13 protein-coding genes are annotated in these 17,915 nt (G+C 63.8%); 6 read left to right on the top strand and 7 right to left on the bottom strand.

The window, feature by feature from the left end; all coding sequences use genetic code 11:
* Positions 1–19: 19 nt before the first annotated feature.
* From LOC59_RS16075 to LOC59_RS16065, 3 genes are read left to right on the top strand one after another with little or no spacing between them, the layout of a single operon-like run.
* Positions 20–1,147, top strand: a complete 1,128-nt coding sequence (locus LOC59_RS16075; protein WP_227896263.1) for an FAD-dependent monooxygenase — start codon at positions 20–22, stop codon at positions 1,145–1,147.
* Positions 1,144–2,268 (top strand): amidohydrolase family protein, encoded by a 1,125-nt coding sequence (locus tag LOC59_RS16070; protein ID WP_229973062.1) that lies wholly within the window; start codon positions 1,144–1,146, stop codon positions 2,266–2,268. Before LOC59_RS16075 ends, LOC59_RS16070 begins: the two co-directional genes overlap by 4 nt.
* Entirely contained in the window at positions 2,261–3,283 is a 1,023-nt protein-coding gene (locus LOC59_RS16065; protein ID WP_229973060.1) for a fumarylacetoacetate hydrolase family protein, read from the top strand. The genes LOC59_RS16070 and LOC59_RS16065 overlap by 8 nt, the downstream gene beginning before the upstream one ends.
* Positions 3,284–3,323: 40 nt before the next feature.
* Here the strand turns inward: LOC59_RS16065 and LOC59_RS16060 are convergent, their stop codons facing one another.
* The 5 genes from LOC59_RS16060 to LOC59_RS16040 all read right to left on the bottom strand — a co-directional run bounded on the left by LOC59_RS16060 (position 3,324) and on the right by LOC59_RS16040 (position 12,114).
* The gene (locus tag LOC59_RS16060; protein ID WP_227896260.1) at positions 3,324–4,283 is read right to left on the bottom strand and encodes a LysR family transcriptional regulator; all 960 of its coding nucleotides are present in this window, start codon (positions 4,281–4,283) and stop codon (positions 3,324–3,326) included.
* Between the two features lie 80 nt (positions 4,284–4,363).
* Positions 4,364–5,305, bottom strand: a complete 942-nt coding sequence (locus LOC59_RS16055; protein WP_227916897.1) for an ABC transporter permease — start codon at positions 5,303–5,305, stop codon at positions 4,364–4,366.
* Between the two features lie 134 nt (positions 5,306–5,439).
* Positions 5,440–7,098, bottom strand: coding sequence for a sugar ABC transporter ATP-binding protein (locus tag LOC59_RS16050; protein WP_229973058.1), 1,659 nt, complete (start codon positions 7,096–7,098; stop codon positions 5,440–5,442).
* Positions 7,098–8,276: a sugar ABC transporter substrate-binding protein gene (locus LOC59_RS16045; protein WP_227896257.1), complete on the bottom strand. Its 1,179-nt coding sequence runs from the start codon at positions 8,274–8,276 to the stop codon at positions 7,098–7,100. Before LOC59_RS16045 ends, LOC59_RS16050 begins: the two co-directional genes overlap by 1 nt.
* 214 nt (positions 8,277–8,490) lie before the next feature.
* Positions 8,491–12,114 (bottom strand): S8 family peptidase, encoded by a 3,624-nt coding sequence (locus LOC59_RS16040; RefSeq protein ID WP_229973056.1) that lies wholly within the window; start codon positions 12,112–12,114, stop codon positions 8,491–8,493.
* Between the two features lie 431 nt (positions 12,115–12,545).
* Between LOC59_RS16040 and LOC59_RS16035 the strand changes: the two genes are divergently transcribed.
* Genes LOC59_RS16035 through LOC59_RS16025 form a run of 3 tightly spaced genes read left to right on the top strand, consistent with a single transcriptional unit; the run spans position 12,546 to position 16,045 of the window.
* A complete protein-coding gene (locus tag LOC59_RS16035; protein WP_229973054.1) occupies positions 12,546–13,649 on the top strand; it encodes an aromatic ring-hydroxylating dioxygenase subunit alpha in 1,104 nt (367 codons plus the stop codon).
* Between the two features lie 13 nt (positions 13,650–13,662).
* Entirely contained in the window at positions 13,663–14,655 is a 993-nt protein-coding gene (locus LOC59_RS16030) for a PDR/VanB family oxidoreductase (RefSeq protein WP_229973052.1), read from the top strand.
* A gap of 43 nt (positions 14,656–14,698) precedes the next feature.
* Entirely contained in the window at positions 14,699–16,045 is a 1,347-nt protein-coding gene (locus tag LOC59_RS16025; protein WP_229973050.1) for an MFS transporter, read from the top strand.
* A 165-nt stretch (positions 16,046–16,210) separates the two neighbouring features.
* Here LOC59_RS16025 and LOC59_RS16020 read toward each other — a convergent pair whose 3' ends face one another.
* A complete protein-coding gene (locus LOC59_RS16020) occupies positions 16,211–16,963 on the bottom strand; it encodes a DsbA family oxidoreductase (RefSeq protein ID WP_231713797.1) in 753 nt (250 codons plus the stop codon).
* 50 nt (positions 16,964–17,013) lie between these two features.
* Positions 17,014–17,847: a bifunctional hydroxymethylpyrimidine kinase/phosphomethylpyrimidine kinase gene (gene thiD, locus LOC59_RS16015; RefSeq protein WP_227896251.1), complete on the bottom strand. Its 834-nt coding sequence runs from the start codon at positions 17,845–17,847 to the stop codon at positions 17,014–17,016.
* Between the last annotated feature and the right edge of the window lie 68 nt (positions 17,848–17,915).

Here is a 17,915-nt window from a genome sequence, read left to right as displayed (position 1 = left end):
AAACAAAGGAGTTTGCACTATGGCAGCTGTGAAGACGGTAGGCATTGTTGGTTCGGGAGCGGCGGGTTTAACGGCGGCGTCGCTGCTCGCTGATGCCGGAGTCGACGTGGAAATCCTTGAAAAGGCTGATGCTCCATCCCGGCACGGCTCCGGAATCACCCTGCAGGGCAATGCGCTGCGGATTTTCCGGCAGCTGGGCATTTGGGATGAAATTGCCGCTAAGGGTTTTGCCTTCAGTGAGCTGGGATTTCGGGCACCGGATCCGGCGGGAACCCTCCTGTCCGTGACCGATGACGCCCGGACCGGCGGAAGCGACCTGCCCGCGACGCTGGGCATGTACCGCCCGGATCTCGCCGACACTCTCCGGCGACGCGCGGACGAAGCCGGTGTCCGGATCAGCTACGGCAAGATGATCAAAGGCGTGGAACAGGACGCAGGGTCGGTCACGGCCATAACCGACGACGGCGAACGCCTCGCCTACGACCTGCTGATCGGTGCTGACGGGCTGCATTCGGTGGTGCGGCCCGCCATAGGCATTGATGTTGTGCCGGAACCGACGGGGATGGGAATCTGGCGGGCTTTCGTCGAGCGGCCGGCTGAGGTGGTCCGCACCGATCTGACCTACGGAGGCCCCTGCTACATAGCCGGCTACTGCCCCACGGGCCGGGACAGCATGTATGCGTACCTGGTTGAAGATGCACAGGAACGCAGTGTTGAAGAAGGCCCGAAGATCATGGCCGAACTCGCCGCAGCCTACGGTGGGCCGTGGAAGGAAATACGGGCCAGCCTGGATCACAGTGCGCGCGTTAACTACACCCGGTTCACCTCACACCTGGTGGATGGACCGTGGAACCGGGGCCGGGCCGTGATTATCGGCGACGCCGCCCACAGCTGCCCGCCCACCATTGCGCAGGGTGCGGCCATGGCCGTGGAAGACGCAGCGGTGCTGGCCGAACTGGTGGTAAGCCGCGATGAGCTTGACGATTCCCTCTGGGCTGAGTTCACGGAGCGCAGGCTGGAGCGCGCCCGGACCGTGGTTCAAGGATCGGTCCAGCTGGGAGCATGGATGCTCACCGGAGAGATCCGGAACGCAGACGTCCCGGGCCTGATCGCTTCGGTGGCAACAACCGTAAGCTCCCCGGCATGATTGAGCCGCAAGCGGGACGGGGCACGGTCGTAGATGTCCATGCCCACGTAGTTTTGCCCGCGCTGCAGGAATTCGTTGCGGCGTCCGCACCAGCGGAGTTCGCTGGTGCCCAGCAGCTTGATGCCCGCCGGCAGGGACCTGAATCACTGAAGAATTCCGGCGCCATGATCAGGGAACGCTGGCCCCAGTTGGTGGATCTGTCCCGGCGCCTGGCAGACATGGATGCGGCCGGCATCGACGTGCAACTGGTCTCGCCCTCACCTTCGCACTACTACTACTTCGCAGAGCCGGACGTCGGAGCCGAGATCGCCCGCCGGGCCAACACCGCAATGATGGAGCTGGTGGAATCGGCACCGGACAGGCTTGCAGGACTGGGAATGGTTCCCTTGCAGCATCCGGAACTCATGGTCGCCGCGCTGGAGCACGCCGTACGGGACTGTGGCCTGCTCGGTGTGGAAATTGGCTCCTACGCTCCAGGCTTTGGTGCTTCGTCCGAGGAAGGGCAAGACGCCGGCACAGTTGAATTGTCTGATGCCCGGCTGGAGCCGTTCTGGGCCCGTGCCGAAGAGTTGGGCGCGATTGTTTTCCTGCACCCCTTCGGCTGTTCGTTGGATGAACGGCTGGACCGGTTCTATCTGGCCAATACTGTCTCGCAGCCGGCGGAGAATGCAGTGGCCCTATCGCACCTCATCTTTGCGGGAGTACTGGACCGGCATCCCGGTTTGGTTTTGATTGCCGCGCATGCCGGTGGCTACCTTCCCACAACGCTTGGCCGGTCAGACCGTGCCTGGAAGGTTCGGCCGGAGGCGCACGGGTGCGCCGCGCCGCCGTCGTCGTACATGAAGCGGCTGTGGTTCGACTCGCTCACCCACAGCCCTTCCGAACTCCGGGCTCTGGCCGGCATAGCGGGGCCGGAGCGCATCCTGCTCGGTTCCGATTACCCGTTCGACATGGGCACGGAAGACCCGGTGCATGACCTTCGCGCGGCAGGCCTCACACGCAAGGACGAGCAGATGATCATGGCCGGCAATGCCGCAGGTCTTGGCATCCGGGCCGGACACCGTGATCACGGAGCGCTGGTCAGGGCTACTGCTACGGAAGGGAAGCAGCACCATGGTTAAAGTCGCACGCTGGAACGACGGCGGCGAGGTCCGCTCCGGTTTCATCCATGGGGACCGTGCCTACCCGCTTGCTGCAGGGATGACCACCAACGACCTGCTCTCGGCAGGGTTGGAGGAAACCCTTCGGCTCTCCGAACTGACGCTCGCGGCCGGTGCCGGTGGCCAGACCGGTGAATCAGCACCCAAACCGGTTGACGCCGTCACGCTCCTGGCTCCGCTGGTCCCGGCCGCCGTCCGGGACTTCGTCGCGTTCGAGGAGCATGTCGAGGGAATGCGCATCAGCATAGAAGGTGCTCCCGGTGTGATGGAGGAGTGGTATCAGGCACCTACGTTCTATTTCACAAACCCACACACCATTCGCGGTACGGGTGAAGAAATCCCCATTCCGGCCGGGTGCAGCCAGTTGGATTTCGAAACCGAGGTGGCCGCCGTTATTGGACGGGTGCCGGGCAGCGCCGGGAGTAACCTCACGGCGGAGCAGGCGCACCGCCATATCTTCGGATACACCATATTCAATGACTGGTCTGCACGGGACCTGCAGCGGCGTGAAATGAAGGTAAGTCTGGGCCCTTGCAAGGGCAAAGACTTCGCCGGCACCCTCGGACCTTGGATCGTCACCGCTGACGAGTTTGAAGACCGGCACGACGCCGAAGGTTTCCTCAGCTTGGAAATGAGTGTGGAAGTCAACGGTATCCGAGTGGGGAAAGACCTGCTATCCAACATGGGCTGGCCGTTTGCCGAGCTGGTGGCCTATGCCTCGCAGGATTCGCGGGTTGTTCCCGGGGACGTGCTGGGCTCGGGAACATGCGGCAGCGGCTGCCTCGCCGAGCTGTGGGGCCGCAACGGTGCTCAGACCCCTCCGCCGCTGCAGACCGGGGACAGAGTGGTGATGGCCGTGGATGGCATCGGCACCATCACCAACACCGTGGGGGAGCGGCGCGACGCATCGACCCTTGTCCGGGCCCGTTCCAGGCCCCGGCTCCGGCGGAGTTACGGTCTAGTGGCGGGAGGGTAATGAACTGGGCCGGCTGATGACAGCCGGGGGGGCGAACGAACTACCGGGTAGGGCGACTGATAGTCGCACTGCGGATGACGGCGTCGTCCTCAAGTTTCTGGTGCAGCTGGGCGCAGGCCCGCTGAACCACCGAACGAAGCCATAGATTGGCTGGATCTTCCGTGCGGCTGGAATGCCAGAACATGGCCTCGATCAGCACGGGTTCGGATTCCACCGGAAACTCGATGATGGTGATGTCTGCTCCACGCTGGGTCCTGAGTGCCAGCATTTTCGGGACCAGCGCCACCAGGTCCGTCCCCTCCACAAGCAGGGGCAGTGCCAGGAATCCGGATACATGAGCGGCAATCTTGCGCTCCACTCCCAGTGACTCAAAAAACAAATCGGCAGGAGTTTTGATCGACTCGCCGAAATATCCCACCGCATGCGGGAGATCTCCGAGGTCCTCTACCCTCAGCACCTCCCTCTCCAGGAAAGGACTATGCGAGTCCATGACGGCCACGAAGCTGTCCCGGAAAACGGGCTTGCTTTGTCCCGGCAGCGAATACCCGGCGGGCCCGACAATGAGGTCACAACGAGTGAAATCGGCCTGATCCAGCCTCATGCCGCTGGTGGGAATAATGTTCACGCTCACCTCCGGGGCCTCTACCTGCAGGATCCGGCGGAGCGGTTCCGCGAACATGGTGGCGGCGTAATCCGAACCCGCAATAAAGAATTCGCGATCGCTGGTGAGCGGATTGAACTGGGTCCTGATTCCTGTCACCCGGTCCAGGCTTTGCAGCGCGTCATCAACCAGCGGTACCAGGTCCTGTGCCAACGGGGTGAGTTCGTAATGGCGCCCGTCGCGGACAAGGAGCTCATCATCAAAATAACGGCGCAGCCGGGAGAGGGCAGCGCTCGTGGCCGGCTGGCTCAGCTGCAAGTGTTCCGCTGTCCGCGACACATTGCGGAGACGGAGCAGGATCTGGAGCGTCGGCAGCAGGTTTAAATCGATTGACTTCATGCGTGCCAGACTAGGCGGAGCCACCGCCCCGCCCCTCCTATAGTCTTCAGAGCTGCGGGGAGGCGTCATATTCCCACCGGCTACGTTCCCAGGCCGGATCTGCGCCGCCCCAAGTAACTGGAAAGGCCTACGGCGACGAGCAGCGCCACGCCGTTGAAAACCTGGTCCACCCAGTTCGCCGCGCCGCTTAGCGTCAGTCCGCTGACGCTAACAGCCACGAACAGCACCCCGAAGACTGTACCGACAACATTGAACCTCCCGGGCAGGATCGCCGTTGCACCCAGGAAGACCGCCGCCAGTGCAGGGAACAGAAGATAGGTTCCGTTGTCTGCGTTGGCCCCGCCTGTACGTGCCGCAAGAATCACTCCAGCCGCCCCTGCCAAGGTGCCCGAGAGGAGGAAAGCCGTCTGTGTGTACCTCCGCAGGGGCAGGCCTACAAGAACCGCTGCCCGGTTGTTGGACCCGATTGCATAGAGGGAACGCCCGAAGGGGGTGTGCGTCAGCAGGTACCAGGCAAGGAAGGCAACAATGGCCACCACGAAGACGACGCGGGGAAGCCCCAGCCAGCTGCTGCTCCCAAATGCGGTGAAAGCAGGATCCACGCCAATAATGGCCAGTCCGCCGGTATACCACTGAATGAGTCCGCCCAGCAGGGTGGCCATGCCGAGGGTCGAGACAAAAGCGTTCATTCCGAAGCGCGCCACAAGCAGCCCGTTCGTTGCCCCAACGAGGGCGGCTGCTGCCACTCCGAGAAGGCATGACAGCCAGAGCGGAAGCGAGAAATGCGCCATCGAAGCCGCAGTAACTACGCTGCTCAAGACCGCGGTGCCACCAACTGAGAAATCGAAGTGTCCTGCTACGAGCGGAAAGACGAGCGCAATGGCTACGAGGGTGATGACGGATTGGTTGGCCAGGACCACCGAGACGTTGGCACCGCTGAGGAAGACAGAGGAACTGGCGGGCAGGATGCCAAAGAAGACAATGATGAGGACCAGCAGAAGCGGGAGGGCGAACCGCTCCAAATGGGTCCCCAGAGGGGTGCGGCTCGGTCTGGACCTTGCCGGAGGGAGGGAATCAGCTGGCTCTGCGGCGCTGAGAACCGCTGAGGGCTGCCGGGTCTTCTGAGAATCATCCGGGGGCGTATGAATGGCGTCCATTACGGTCCTTCTTGAGGGGCAGGGTGGTCTGGGGCCGCGGACATGACGGCCGCGGCCAGCACATCGCGTCCGGAGTCTTCAGGAATGAGTTCAGCGGCAACCCGGCCTTCGACCAGGACAAGGACGCGGTCGCATATCTCTGCCAGTTCGTCCAGATCGCTGGAGGCTACCAGCACCCCGCATCCTTGTGCTGCGCTGCTCCGCAGCGACCGGTAAATGTCCCGGCGGGACATCACATCGACGCCTTGGGTTGGTTCATCGAGCAGGAGTAACCGCGGGTTTCTGCGCAGCCAGCGCGCCAGAATCACCTTCTGCTGGTTGCCGCCGGACAACCGGCTTATCGGCTGCTCGGTACCGTCCGTGCGGACAGAGTGCTTCAGGATCAGGTCCTGGGTCTCTTCCCGTTCCAACCGGCGGTTCATGACAAATCTGCGCCAGTACCGCGCGATGACAGTGGCAGAAACATTTTCCCGTACCGGCAGGTCCAGAAATGCCGCATCCCGATGCCTGTTTTCGGGCACAAAGGCGATCCCTGAACGTACTGCGTCCGCGGGGGAGGAGGGCTGGTGGGAAACGCCGTTCAAGTTCATGCTTCCGCTGTTCAGCGGAGCGTCACCGAAGATGGCGCGCAGCACCGTGGAACGGCCGGAACCTGCCAATCCCGCGAGTCCCAGGATCTCCCCGGGTGCGACCGTCAGGTTCACCCCGGAGAGGGGGAAGCTGGACAGGTTCGTGGCCTCGAACAGCGGCGCCGGGGAATCCACGCTCGACCCGTCCGGGTGGCTGTTTCGCTGAGCAGGGTGGACAGGCCGATTCGTGCCGGAAGAACTCTCTTCCATGCGCGGGGCTCCGGACATCATTTCCACGATGGTGGCGGTGGACATTTCAGCGACCGGCCCTCGGCCGGCTACTCTGCCATCCCGAAATACCGTGACGTCGTCGGCTACCTCAGAGATTTCACGGAAGCGGTGCGTCACCAGCACGATCGTCTGTCCGCGGTTGGCCCGGGCGCGCAGGGCGGCCATCAGCTCCCGGGACTCGTCCTCCGGCAGCGACGCCGTCGGCTCATCCAGGAGCAGCGCGAACTCGCTGTCCTGCTGGTCGGCCAGTGCGCGGGCAACAGCCACCATGGTCTTCTGACTGGGTCGGAGGGTACCCACCGGATCCGTGGCACGGACTTCAATTCCGTAGGATGCCAGCAACTCATCCACGCGCCGGCGAAGTGCCTCCCACCGGATTCCGCGCAGTTTGTTGACGGGGAAGCCGGAATCCAGGCCGAAGTTCTCTGCGACGGTCAGGCCGTCAAAGAGCCCCAGATCCTGATGAACAAACCTCAAGCCTGCTTCTCGCGCCCGGCGCGGAGTCATTTGCCGTACAGGAATGTCCTCGCCGTGCACGGTGATTGTGCCGGCATCTGCCTGGTATACCCCTGCCAGGCACTTAATGAGCGTGGATTTACCGGATCCGTTGCCGCCCAGCAGGGCGTGGATGGTTCCGGCTTGGACGGCCAGATCCACCCCGGCGAGTGCGGTGGCGCCGGCGAAGGTCTTCACCAGTCCGTGGGCGCCAAGAGCAACGGAGGATGCCTGGTCAACCACACCTTCCGTGCCCGCGGGAGCCGCGGGCACGGAAGGGCAGTTCTCGTCGTGAGCAGCCACTACTTGCCCCACGCCTCCAGGTACGCCTTTCTGAAATCAATCTCCGGGTTGTAAGCGAAGGAACTGCCGTCAGCCGGCATGTTCGTGGTCGCGTCCACCACCTGCTGCCCGACACCCGAGGCCAGGATTTCCTGCCCCGCCAGCAGACGGAGTGCGGTATCAATCCCGGACCATCCGTCCCACTCAAGGCTGAAGGCTACGGAGGCGTCCTGGCCCTGTCCGTCGGCGATCAGGTCCAGGTTGCTGCGCTGGCCGAACGTCCCTATGACTGCCAGGTCGTCGGACCGCTGGGAGGAGACAATTGCCTGGGACAGACCTGCCATGAACCATCCGTCCAGCGGAACGGCGATCGCGTTGGCCTCCGGAGCCTGGAGCAGTGCTGTGGAGAGCTTCTGCCCCATGGCGCCGGCCGCTGCATCCTGGTTACCCAGCTGCAGGGTCCCGACAACCTCACAGGTCTCGCAATCCGCGAGGGCGGCGTTGAGTCCATCGCTGATCCACGGACCGAAGCGGGCATCCGCAAAGGTGACTTCGAGCAGTTTCACGTCGCCGCCCGTCTGACCCATCAGCCAGTTGGCCTGCAGTTCACCGATCTTGTTCCACCACTGCTCGTTGTCCAATCCATCAAGTTTCTTGGTTATCCCGGTGTAGAGGGGGTCCCCGCCATCGATATCGCAGTCATTGGCGCCGACTCCCACCGTGACAATTCCGGCAGCGCGGGCTTCTTCGAGCGGCCCCTGGAAACTGGAGCAGTCCTGCCCCATCACCAGGATTACGTCTGCATTGGCGGCTACGCCCTGCCGAATGCAGCTGGCCCAGCCGTTGGGGTTGAGCTGGCCGTCGCAGACGTTCTGCTGCCAGCCGATGGCTTCGGCCGCATCCGCTGCTGCCTGGGCAGGGGTGGAACACGTGGTCTGGGACTGTCCGCAGGAGACGATCCACGCGGACAGGTCCTCAGGGACCGGGACAGCTTCGGTGGGCGGGGCCCCGACAGTACCTTCGTAAGCCGCTGCGAGGACTTCGGCTCCCGGAGCTGCAGGGCTGTCAGAAGAGACAGCTGGCTCCGGGCTTGGCGTGTCTCCTGCAGGGGCAGAACTGCAGGAAGCCAGCGCGAGGCTGGCGATAAACAAGGCGCTAAGGGCGCCCCGGGCCTTGGTTCTCGGCGTCGTGCTTCTCATCAGGTCTCCATCGACAGTCAAAGGGTGAACAACGTGATTCAGGTCACGTCGTTATGACCACTGTGATGGGGACGGATTATTTGGGGAAGCGAGAAATTGGGATAGCTCCTATCCGTTCTGTGGATACTACCTCTTTGGCTTCGGGCGGTCACGAGATGCAGCTGCGGGCCCGGGAAATATCCCGGGCCCGCAGCTTTTCAGCGCCTGGCTAGTTTTAGCGGCTGCACTTCACTGCGCCATAGGACGCGGTGTAGTCGACCTTTTCAGCCTTGCCCTTACCGAGGAACTTGTATTGGGCGGTCACATCACCGGCGGCTACGGACAGCTGGCGGGTCTTGATGACCGCCGTCGTCGTCTGTCCCGGTTCGAGCTTCATGACCTTGGCATTGCCGTGCGGGGACTTCAGGTCGATGTCCGCACGCCGGTCCCCGTTGTTGGTGAGGGTTACCGTGATTTCGGCCTTGAAGGCGTTGCACTTGCTCACAGCGCTGACCGGGTTGACGACCTTCGCCGGAACGGTGACGGGCAGGACTTCGGCGCGTTCGCCCAGTCCGGCCTTGCCGCTCAGGTCTCCTGTCGCATTGTGGAGGTGCAGGAACAGTGCCGAAGCTTCGGTGGTGTCCTTGCTGCGGTTTACGGTCAGTTTGCCGCCGTCGACGTCGGCAAACAGGGCATCCGGCGAACCGCCGGAGAACCACAGTGCCGGGTTGGCGGCGTCGAACTCAATGAAGTCCGTGGAATCGACCGGAACCGTGGTTCCGGTTTCATCGACGTTGTACAGGCTCCAGGTAACCACCTTGTACTGCAGCGGCAGCGACTCGGCTGCCGGGTCCAGGCCCAGTGCAGCCACGGAGACCGGGAAGGTCACCGCATTGGTGTCGAAGGTATTGGAGTCCATGTTGCCCAGGAGGCCATTGGCGCCGGTCTGGTCCACGAGGGTGGAACTCCCGTCCGGGTTCAGCCGGTAGGTGGAAACCAGGACGAGGTCCAGATCAGCGGCACGGCCGGTGACGACGATGAAGTCCGTCTTGCCGTCCTTATTTGTGTCGATCTCGACGTTGACCTCGTTGTAGCCGCCCAGCAGGGGCCAGTTCTCCCACGTGCTCAGACCGAAGTTCAGCACGGCGTCGAGGGGATCGCCGCCTGCCGCCTTGACCGACGGAACCGTCGAAGACGCACCCACGGTTGCAAGGTCCATCGAATTCATGGACTTCAGTGCCAGGTCATCGCGCTTCTCGCTCTGCGCTCCAAGGACCAGGGGCGATACCAGGGAGAGGTAGGTCGAAGCGCCGGAACCCTGGACCAGGTCGCGGCCCGTGAGGGTGAGATCAGCGGCCAGGGCTTCTGAATCGGCGAAACTGATTTCCGTGCCGGCCGTCATGTCGGATGTCGGCTTGGGAGCAGAGTAGACGGGCACCCGCAGCGTCGGAACACCGGCGCTGGCGAGCTGGACGCGGCCGGAGACGTCGGCCAGGAACTGGCGCGGCAGGCCAAGCTGCACGGTGTCAGCCGCCGGGTCGATGGTCTTAGCCAGAGCCGCTGGATCAGCGACCGTGAGGGTCACGTCCACCGTTGCCTTGGAGTTGGCACCGACACTGACGCGGGGAGCGGTCGTGATCTCCACGCCCGGCATGGTCGAGGCAGGCAGGTAGCTCACGTCGAAGGTCCGCGGGCTGTCCGACTTGTTCTGGACGGTGACCTTGCGGGTCACGGTCAGCGCATCCGCGCCGAGTTCCAGGACACCGAAGTTGACGCTGGTCAGCGCCTGATCCTCGGAATCGTAGGCCAGGACCTTGGTGTTCACTGCGTCCAGGACGTCGACGCGGCCGGAACCAACACGGTTGGGGCCGTGCACGGCGCCGTTCGCGGCGAGGATGTCATGGGTTGCCGTGTTCATGATGGAGTTCTTGACTTCATACGGCGTGTAATCCGTTGCCGCGTACATCAGTGCTGCCAGGCCTGCCACGTGCGGCGCGGCCATCGAGGTGCCGGACTTCACCGACGCACCGTTGCCCGAACCCACGTTGGCCGAACCGATCGAGGAGCCGGGAGCAGCGACGTCGGGCTTCACCACACCGTTGGAGCCATGCTGGCCGCGGGAGGAAAAGGAACTGACAGTGTCCAGGGAGTTCGACGGGCCGGTGGCTGTGCCCATGTAGGCCGGATCCAGGCTCAGGGTCAGGGTGCCGGCGACGGCGGCGGGGCGCAGCCGCTCGGAGGACTCGCGGTTGAGCTGGATGCCGGGAAGGGCCGTGTTGCCGCCGATTCCCGCATCGAAAACGTCACGCGGTGAATCCAGGACGACGCCGGTAGCTCCGGCAGCCTGGGCGTTGTTGAAGCGGGCGCCTGATCCACAGGGGAAGGCTCCGTCCAGCTCCCACTGGATCCAGACCCATTTGCCCGTCAGGGAACCTGCGGGAAAAGCGTTGCAGCCGAAGGCGTTGTCCGCCGGTGCGGCAACCACATCGCCGGTAAGCCGCCCGGATGCGAGAGCCGGGTCGGAGTAGTTGAAGTTGACCGAGTACTGGCCGGCCGCGGTTCCTTCCTCTTCCCCGGGAGCCAGGACATCGGCGCGGTCCAGGGAGATCTGGGAGCCAATCGAGCTGGCCACCGTCAGGGCGGACTTTGCGCTGCCCGGTGAGCCGCCCACGTTGTAGACATCTCCGGAGTTGCCGGATGAGACCACTGAAAGGATGCCCTGCTCGGTCAGGTTGTCCACGATGTCATTCTCGGGATCGTCGACGGGTGCGTATTCGGAGCCCAGGGACATGTTCACGACCTGCGCGCGGTCAGAGAAGTCGCCGTCGCCGTTGGGATCCAGGACGTAGTCCAGGGCCTGGCCGACGACTTCGGAGGAACCGGTGCAGCCGAAGACACGGATGCTCACCAGCTTCGCCTCCGGAGCCGAGCCCGGTCCAATGCGCATGTCGTTGACGCTCTTGGAGGTCAGGGCAGAGTAGTCGCCCGTGAACGTGCTGCCGTCGGCATTGGTCCCGTAGCCTGCAGCGGTGCCGGCGACATGGCTGCCGTGGCCCTGGCAGTCCATCGGGTTGAGGTCCGGCTTGGGAACCGGCTGGTAGTCCGGTGCGCTGGAGTCGGCGTTGTAGTCATCGCCAACCAGGTCATAACCGCCAATGAATTTCTCGGCGTCGATCAGGCCGCTGTCAGCCGCGGGCAGCGTTTCGGAGGCCTGTGCTGCCTGATAGGCCTCGATGGTCCCCGGACCGCCAAAATCGCTGTGGGTGTAGTCAATGCCGGTGTCGAGAACGGCGATGGTGATGCCCTCGCCGGTCTCCTGGCGCTCCACCCACGTATTCACGGCACGGGTGTCGATGTCCGCACCCTTGTTATCGATGGTCTTGGGGACGATCCGGGTAATCTTCGCGACGTCGTCGCGCTCCGCCAGCGCCTTGATGGCTTCGGCGTCACCCACGATGCCAACGCCCGGAAGGGTGTTGGTGGTGGTGTAAAGGGTGCTGGCATCGGCTTCCTGGGCCACGGACTCAGCCTGGGACTCGATGGCTGACCGGATCTCCTGGACGCGCGGCGCGTCTACGACCGGTTGCTGTTTGCCCTCTTTGACGGCGTCCGGCTGGGTCTGGTCGAAGGCGCCCTCACCCGTGAACTGGACATAAACGGAGACTTCCCCGTTTACTCCCCGGAGACTTGGCGAGACCTTCTGTTCAGCGAATTTCTCTACTGCAAAGCCCTGCGCGGCGCCGTTGGCGCCCGTGGTTTCAGTCGCCTGGGCCGGTAGGCCAAGACCTGCCGTGAGTGCGAGTCCGGCGACGGCGGCTGTTGCCACTGCTCCCGGCCTGCGATGAATGGACCGTCTCATTGTGCTCCTTGAACGTTCCGCCGCGTGTTGCCGGAAACGCCGTCGAAGACCTGGAGACCTGAGACTCGAGACTTGTAACGCCACTGCCGGCTGCTGACACACGTGACAGCTTTCCTTTGTGCCCCCAACCCCCGTTGCGGGGTGTCAGCATGCACCTTCGGCCCCCAAAATGCCTGCAGCCGTAGGCACACCATAATCGAGCAAACAGGCACCGCAAAGATATTCGCGTTTCAGCCTGAATTCTCCCGTTATCCCTTGACAGGGGCCTTATCGGCAGGGCTAGGCCGGTCCGAAAAGCGCAAAAACTGGCCTGCGACATAAAGCGTCCGTTGCTTGCGGCAGCTCCGTGGCAGAACTAACATGTGATTCGTCTCACCAACTATCTATGGACATAGATAGTTGGCTCCACGTTTCGTTGCAGAGGACCCCTCTTGACTGTCTCAGCCGCAAAATCCACGACCACCGCCAAACTCATGTCCCACCCGCTCAACGCCTGGTACGTCGCGGCCTGGGATCACGAAGTCAGCTCCAAGGGAATCCTGGCCCGCACCGTCGCCGGCCGGCCCCTGGCTATCTACCGCACTGCCGACGGACGGGCCGTTGCCCTCGCAGATGCCTGCTGGCACCGGCTGGCGCCGCTCTCGCAGGGCAAGCTGATCGGCAAGGATGAGATCCAGTGCCCCTACCACGGCCTTCGCTACAATTCCGCGGGCCGCTGCACCTCCATGCCTGCCCAGGAAACGCTGAACCCTTCCGCCACCGTGCCGTCGTTCCCCGTGGTGGAGCAGTACCGCTACGTCTGGGTCTGGCTGGGCGACCCGACCTTTGCCGATCCCTCCCTGGTGCCGGATATGCACCAGCTCGCCAGCCCGGAGTGGGCAGGTGACGGCGAGACCATCCACGCCCCCTGCAACTACCAGCTTGTCCTGGACAACCTGATGGACCTGACCCACGAGGAGTTCGTGCACAGTTCCTCGATTGGGCAGGAGGAACTCAGCGAATCCGAGTTCGAGGTCACGCACGATGAAAACTCGGTCACGGTGACCCGGTGGATGCACAACATCGATGCACCGCCCTTCTGGCTGAAGAACATGCGTGACAAGTTCCCCGGCTTTGAAGGAAAGGTGGACCGCTGGCAGATCATCCACTACTACTTCCCGTCAACCATCTGCATTGACGTAGGCGTTGCCGAAGCCGGTACCGGAGCTCCGGAAGGTGACAGGTCCCGGGGCGTCAACGGTTACGTCATGAACACCATCACGCCGGAGTCGGAACGTTCCTCGCACTACTTCTGGGCTTTCATGCGCAACTACAGGCTGGACAGCCAGCTCATCACCACGCAGCTGCGCAACGGGGTCCACGGCGTCTTCGGCGAAGACGAGGCGATGCTGCAGGCACAGCAGGCCGCCATCGACGCCAACCCGGACTACGAGTTCTACAGCCTGAACATCGACGCCGGCGGCATGTGGGTCCGGCGCCTGCTGGAGCGAGCGCTGGAAGCCGAAGGCCGCTTGGCCGCGGCTCCCGGCGCCTGAGAGGGCAGTACCTGTGGCTGACTCCAATTCCCAGGTTTGGCAGCGCGGAACGGTGCACTCCGCCGAGGAGATCGCTGCCGGGATCCGGCGGATCGTCCTGCTCCCCGAGAAGCCCCATGCCGTCCGGCCCGGCGAGCATATAGATGTCCGGGTCCTGATCGGCGGTTCTGCCTCGATCCGTTCCTACTCCGTGGTCGATGCCAGTCCGGACGGTTCAGAGCTGGCGATCAGCGTGTTCCTCAGCCCCACAACAAGGGGCGGGTCCGCGTTCATGCATCAGCTGATGCCCGGAGACGTGCTGGAGATGACGCAGCCGCTGCAGAATTTCCCGCTGCGGGTCGGCGCTCCCAGCTACGTCCTGCTGGCCGGCGGCATCGGGATCACGGCCATCCTCGGAATGGCGGCACTGCTTCGGCGCCTGGGAGCGACCTACCGGCTGGTCTATGCCGCCCGGTCGCGCAAAGCCATGGCGTATGCCGGCGAGCTCGCCGCACTTCACGGTGAGCAGCTGGAGATGCATTTGGACGATGAAGGCACTTCCCTTGATGCTCGTGCCCTGGTGGACAGTGTGCCCGAATCGGCGGAGCTCTACATGTGCGGTCCTATCCGGCTCATGGACGCCGTGCGGCGCTCCTGGATTGAACGCGGACTGGCTCTTCCAAACCTGCGCTACGAGACGTTTGGCAACAGCGGTTGGTTCGAGGCTGAGCCGTTCACCGTGCGCGTTCCCCGCCTGGGGGTCCAGGCAACCGTCCACTCGGACGAATCGATGCTCGAAGCGCTCGAGCGTACCGGCCTGGACATGATGTTCGACTGCCGCAAGGGTGAGTGCGGCCTGTGCCAGGTCCGCATCCTGGATCTGGACGGGCGCGTCGACCACCGGGACGTCTTCTATTCCGACCGGCAGAAAGAACCCAACACCAAGATGTGCTGCTGTGTCTCCCGCGCCGTCGCTGACGAAGAGCGCACTTCGACGCCGGCGACCGTCACCATCGACATTTCCTGAAAGGTCCACAGTGGACATCCGCAACAAAATAGATACTTCCAAAATGTCGCCGTACCAATGGGTGATCGTCGCCCTGGCTGCATTCCTCAACGCCCTGGACGGCTACGACGTCCTGGCCATGGCGTTTACTGCAACTTCCGTGACCGAGGAATTCGGGTTGACCGGATCCCAGCTGGGCTGGCTCCTCAGCTCCGGGCTGATCGGCATGGCGGTCGGAGCCCTGGCCTTCGGTCCCTTCGCTGACCGGTTTGGGCGCCGCCGGATGCTGATGGCGGCGCTGACCGTGAATGCCCTTGGCCTCTTCCTGTCCGCGGTCGCCGGCTCCGCACTGGAACTGGGGATGTGGCGCATTGTCACCGGTCTGGGCGTCGGCGGGATCCTGGCCACCGTCACGGTGCTCACCAGCGAGTACTCCAACAACCGCTACCGCGGTATGGCCGTGAGCATTTACACCGCCGGCTACGGCCTCGGTGCCACCCTGGGCGGAATGGGCGCCACCGCACTCATCCCGGCCTTCGGCTGGCGGTCGGTCTTCCTCACCGGCGGGCTGCTGACCGTCATCTCCATTGTCCTGGTGCTCCTGCTGGTGCCGGAATCCGTGGACTACCTCCGTACCAGGCGGCCTGCGAACGCCCAGCGGGAGCTCGCGCGGATCGTCCGGTGGCTGCGGATCCAGGGGCCGGTGGAACTTGGCAGCGCACCGGAGACGAACGGGCCGCAGAAGAGCAGTGTGGGGCAGCTCCTTGGCCGCCGCTATCGGTCAACGACCCTGCTGCTGTGGTGTTCCTTCTTCCTGATCATGTTCGGCTTCTACTTCGCCAACTCCTGGACGCCCCGGCTCCTCGTGGAATCGGGCATGAGCGAGCAGCAGGGAATCATCGGCGGCCTGATGCTGACCATGGGCGGGACGTTCGGTTCGCTGCTCTACGGGGCCCTCACCACCAAGTGGAATTCCCGGCTGACCCTGATCGCCTTCACCGTGCTGTCCGCCGCAACCTTGGTGCTGTTCATTACCACCACCTCGATCCCGGCGCTGGCATTCTCGGCAGGCGTGCTGGTCGGCATGCTCATCAACGGCTGTATCGCCGGCCTCTACACGGTGACTCCGCAGGCCTATGACTCGTCGGTGCGTACCACCGGCGTTGGCTGGGGCATTGGTGTCGGACGCGTCGGCGCCATTCTCGCGCCCATCCTGGTGGGTGCGCTGCTCGACGCAGGATGGACGCCCACGGCTCTGTATATGGGCGTTTCCGCAGTCGTGGTGTTCGCCGCGCTGGCCCTGTTCAAGCTTCGTCTTGGAGCGGGTGCCCCGCCCGAAGCGGTGCCGGGCTCAGGAGCCCTGCCGGAGCGGCAGCCCGAATCCGAACCGGCCGGCCAGGCGGGACGCTAGCTGTACTGAGACACCACGCTAGTTACACATGAATAGGGTGAAGACCTCTTGGGTTTGGCGGTTACCACGCACAGCCGGGCCCGAGAGGTCTTCATGTCCCACGGTAATGCCCGTCTGGCTCCGGCCGGACGAATGATCCTGGTCGCGGGGACATGATCCAGACAGCTAGCAGCCGCTGCCGTCCACGGCGCAGGCTCGGCCTTCGGAAACGACGGGCTGGAGCGGCTGGTGGCTTTCCGCCCACGCCTGGGTGAGCGCCTGGGCGAATACCTCTTCCGGCTGTGCGCCGGAGATTCCATACTTCCGGTCCAGCACGAAGAAGGGCACACCGCTGACGCCGAGCGCACGGCCTTCGGCAATGTCTGCGTTGACCGAATCGGTGTATTCGGTACCGGAAAGGACTTCCCGCACGGTGTCCGGATCCAGGCCGGCATCGGCGCCGATCCCGGCCAGTACGTCGTGGCTGGAAATATCCTGGCCCTGCTCGAAGTGCGCCGCGAGGAGGGCTTCCTTCACCGCCGCTGCGGTCTGGGCCCCGCGCAGGTCCCGGGCAAGATGGATGAGCCGGTGCGCGGTGAACGTATTGGCGACTTTCAGGTCGCCAAAGCGGTAGTCCAGGCCCACGCCGGCGGCCTGCTCAGTGACGTGCTGCAGCATCCCGGACACCTGCGCGGGATCCATTCCCTTGACCTTGCTCAGGTACTCGACCTCCGAGCCTTCGAACCGCTCCGGCAGGCTGGGGTCCAGCTGGTAGCTGCGCCAGCGGACTTCCACCTCCGGGGCATGCTCGAAGCGGGACAGGGCAGCTTCAAAGCGCCGCTTGCCAATGAAACACCAGGGACATCCGATATCGGACCAAATTTCTACCAGCACATTTCCGGCAACAACTGCATCGAGGATTTCTATTCCCGGAACCAAAGGGTCAGCGGTGCCGGGACGGCACCGCTGACCCTTTCGTTTCCGGGGAATTAGAGGGCAGGGCCGCTGCCCGCGCCGCCCTGCCAGAGGGCATCAAACGGCGTGTTGGAAGAGACGCGGTTGCGGATGCCTTCGGTGACGAATGCCTTGGCCGTGCGGGCCGCCTCCAGGGGTGAGGCACCCTTGGCGAGCTCGGCAGTAATGGCGGCGGCAAGGGTGCAGCCGGCACCGCTGACAGCAACGTCGCCAACCTTCGGTGCGCGCAGCACCTCCATGGTCTGGCCGTCAAAGAAGACGTCGACGGCGTCGTCGCCTTCCAGCCGTACTCCGCCCTTGGCGAGGACGACGGCGCCGGAAGCCTCATGGATGCGGCGGGCGGCTTCCTTGAGGTCCTCGACGGACTCGATGGAGTCCATCCCGGAAAGGGACATGGACTCGAAATGGTTCGGGGTGACAAACGTAGCCAGCGGCAGGATCTGTGCCTTCAACGCCTGGTCGGTGTCCAGGGCGGCACCGGGTTCCTGGCCCTTGCAGATGAGGACGGGGTCCAGGACGATGTTCTGCCACTCCTGGCTCTGCAGTGCCTTGGCGACGGTGTCGATGGTGGCCGGGGTGCCCAGCATGCCGATCTTGACGGTGCCGAGGTCGTAGGCCGTCTGGATCGCTTCGAGCTGGTCGGCGATGACCTGGGCATCAACCGGGACGAAGCGGTGGTTCCAGTTGTCCTTGGGGTCGAAGGAGACAATGCAGGTCAGGGCCGCAATCCCGTAGGTACCCAGTTCCTGGAAGGTCTTGAGGTCCGCCTGTGCGCCCGCTCCGCCGGTGGCTTCCGAGCCGGCGATGGTGAGCGTGACGGAAGGTGCCGTTTGTGTGTTGAAAGACATGGCTCCATCTTCTACCTATTATGGTGCGGCCCGCCACCTTAAGGCGCTGCCGCCGTCGACTGTGTCAG

The sequence above is a fragment of the Arthrobacter sp. zg-Y916 genome (genome assembly GCF_020907385.1).
Classification (GTDB): domain Bacteria; phylum Actinomycetota; class Actinomycetes; order Actinomycetales; family Micrococcaceae; genus Arthrobacter_B; species Arthrobacter_B caoxuetaonis.
The sequence above is the reverse complement of the archived record's forward strand: the minus strand, read 5'-3'. Positions and strand labels throughout refer to the sequence as shown.

Excerpts from the sequence above, each read along its gene's own strand:
- LOC59_RS16060 (WP_227896260.1), bottom strand. The coding sequence starts at position 4,283 with ATGAAGTCAATCGATTTAAACCTGCTGCCGACGCTCCAGATCCTGCTC.
- thiD (WP_227896251.1), bottom strand. The coding sequence starts at position 17,847 with ATGTCTTTCAACACACAAACGGCACCTTCCGTCACGCTCACCATCGCC.
- LOC59_RS16045 (WP_227896257.1), bottom strand. The coding sequence starts at position 8,276 with ATGAGAAGCACGACGCCGAGAACCAAGGCCCGGGGCGCCCTTAGCGCC.
- LOC59_RS16075 (WP_227896263.1), top strand. The coding sequence starts at position 20 with ATGGCAGCTGTGAAGACGGTAGGCATTGTTGGTTCGGGAGCGGCGGGT.
- LOC59_RS16040 (WP_229973056.1), bottom strand. The coding sequence starts at position 12,114 with ATGAGACGGTCCATTCATCGCAGGCCGGGAGCAGTGGCAACAGCCGCC.
- LOC59_RS16065 (WP_229973060.1), top strand. The coding sequence starts at position 2,261 with ATGGTTAAAGTCGCACGCTGGAACGACGGCGGCGAGGTCCGCTCCGGT.
- LOC59_RS16070 (WP_229973062.1), top strand. The coding sequence starts at position 1,144 with ATGATTGAGCCGCAAGCGGGACGGGGCACGGTCGTAGATGTCCATGCC.
- LOC59_RS16025 (WP_229973050.1), top strand. The coding sequence starts at position 14,699 with ATGTCGCCGTACCAATGGGTGATCGTCGCCCTGGCTGCATTCCTCAAC.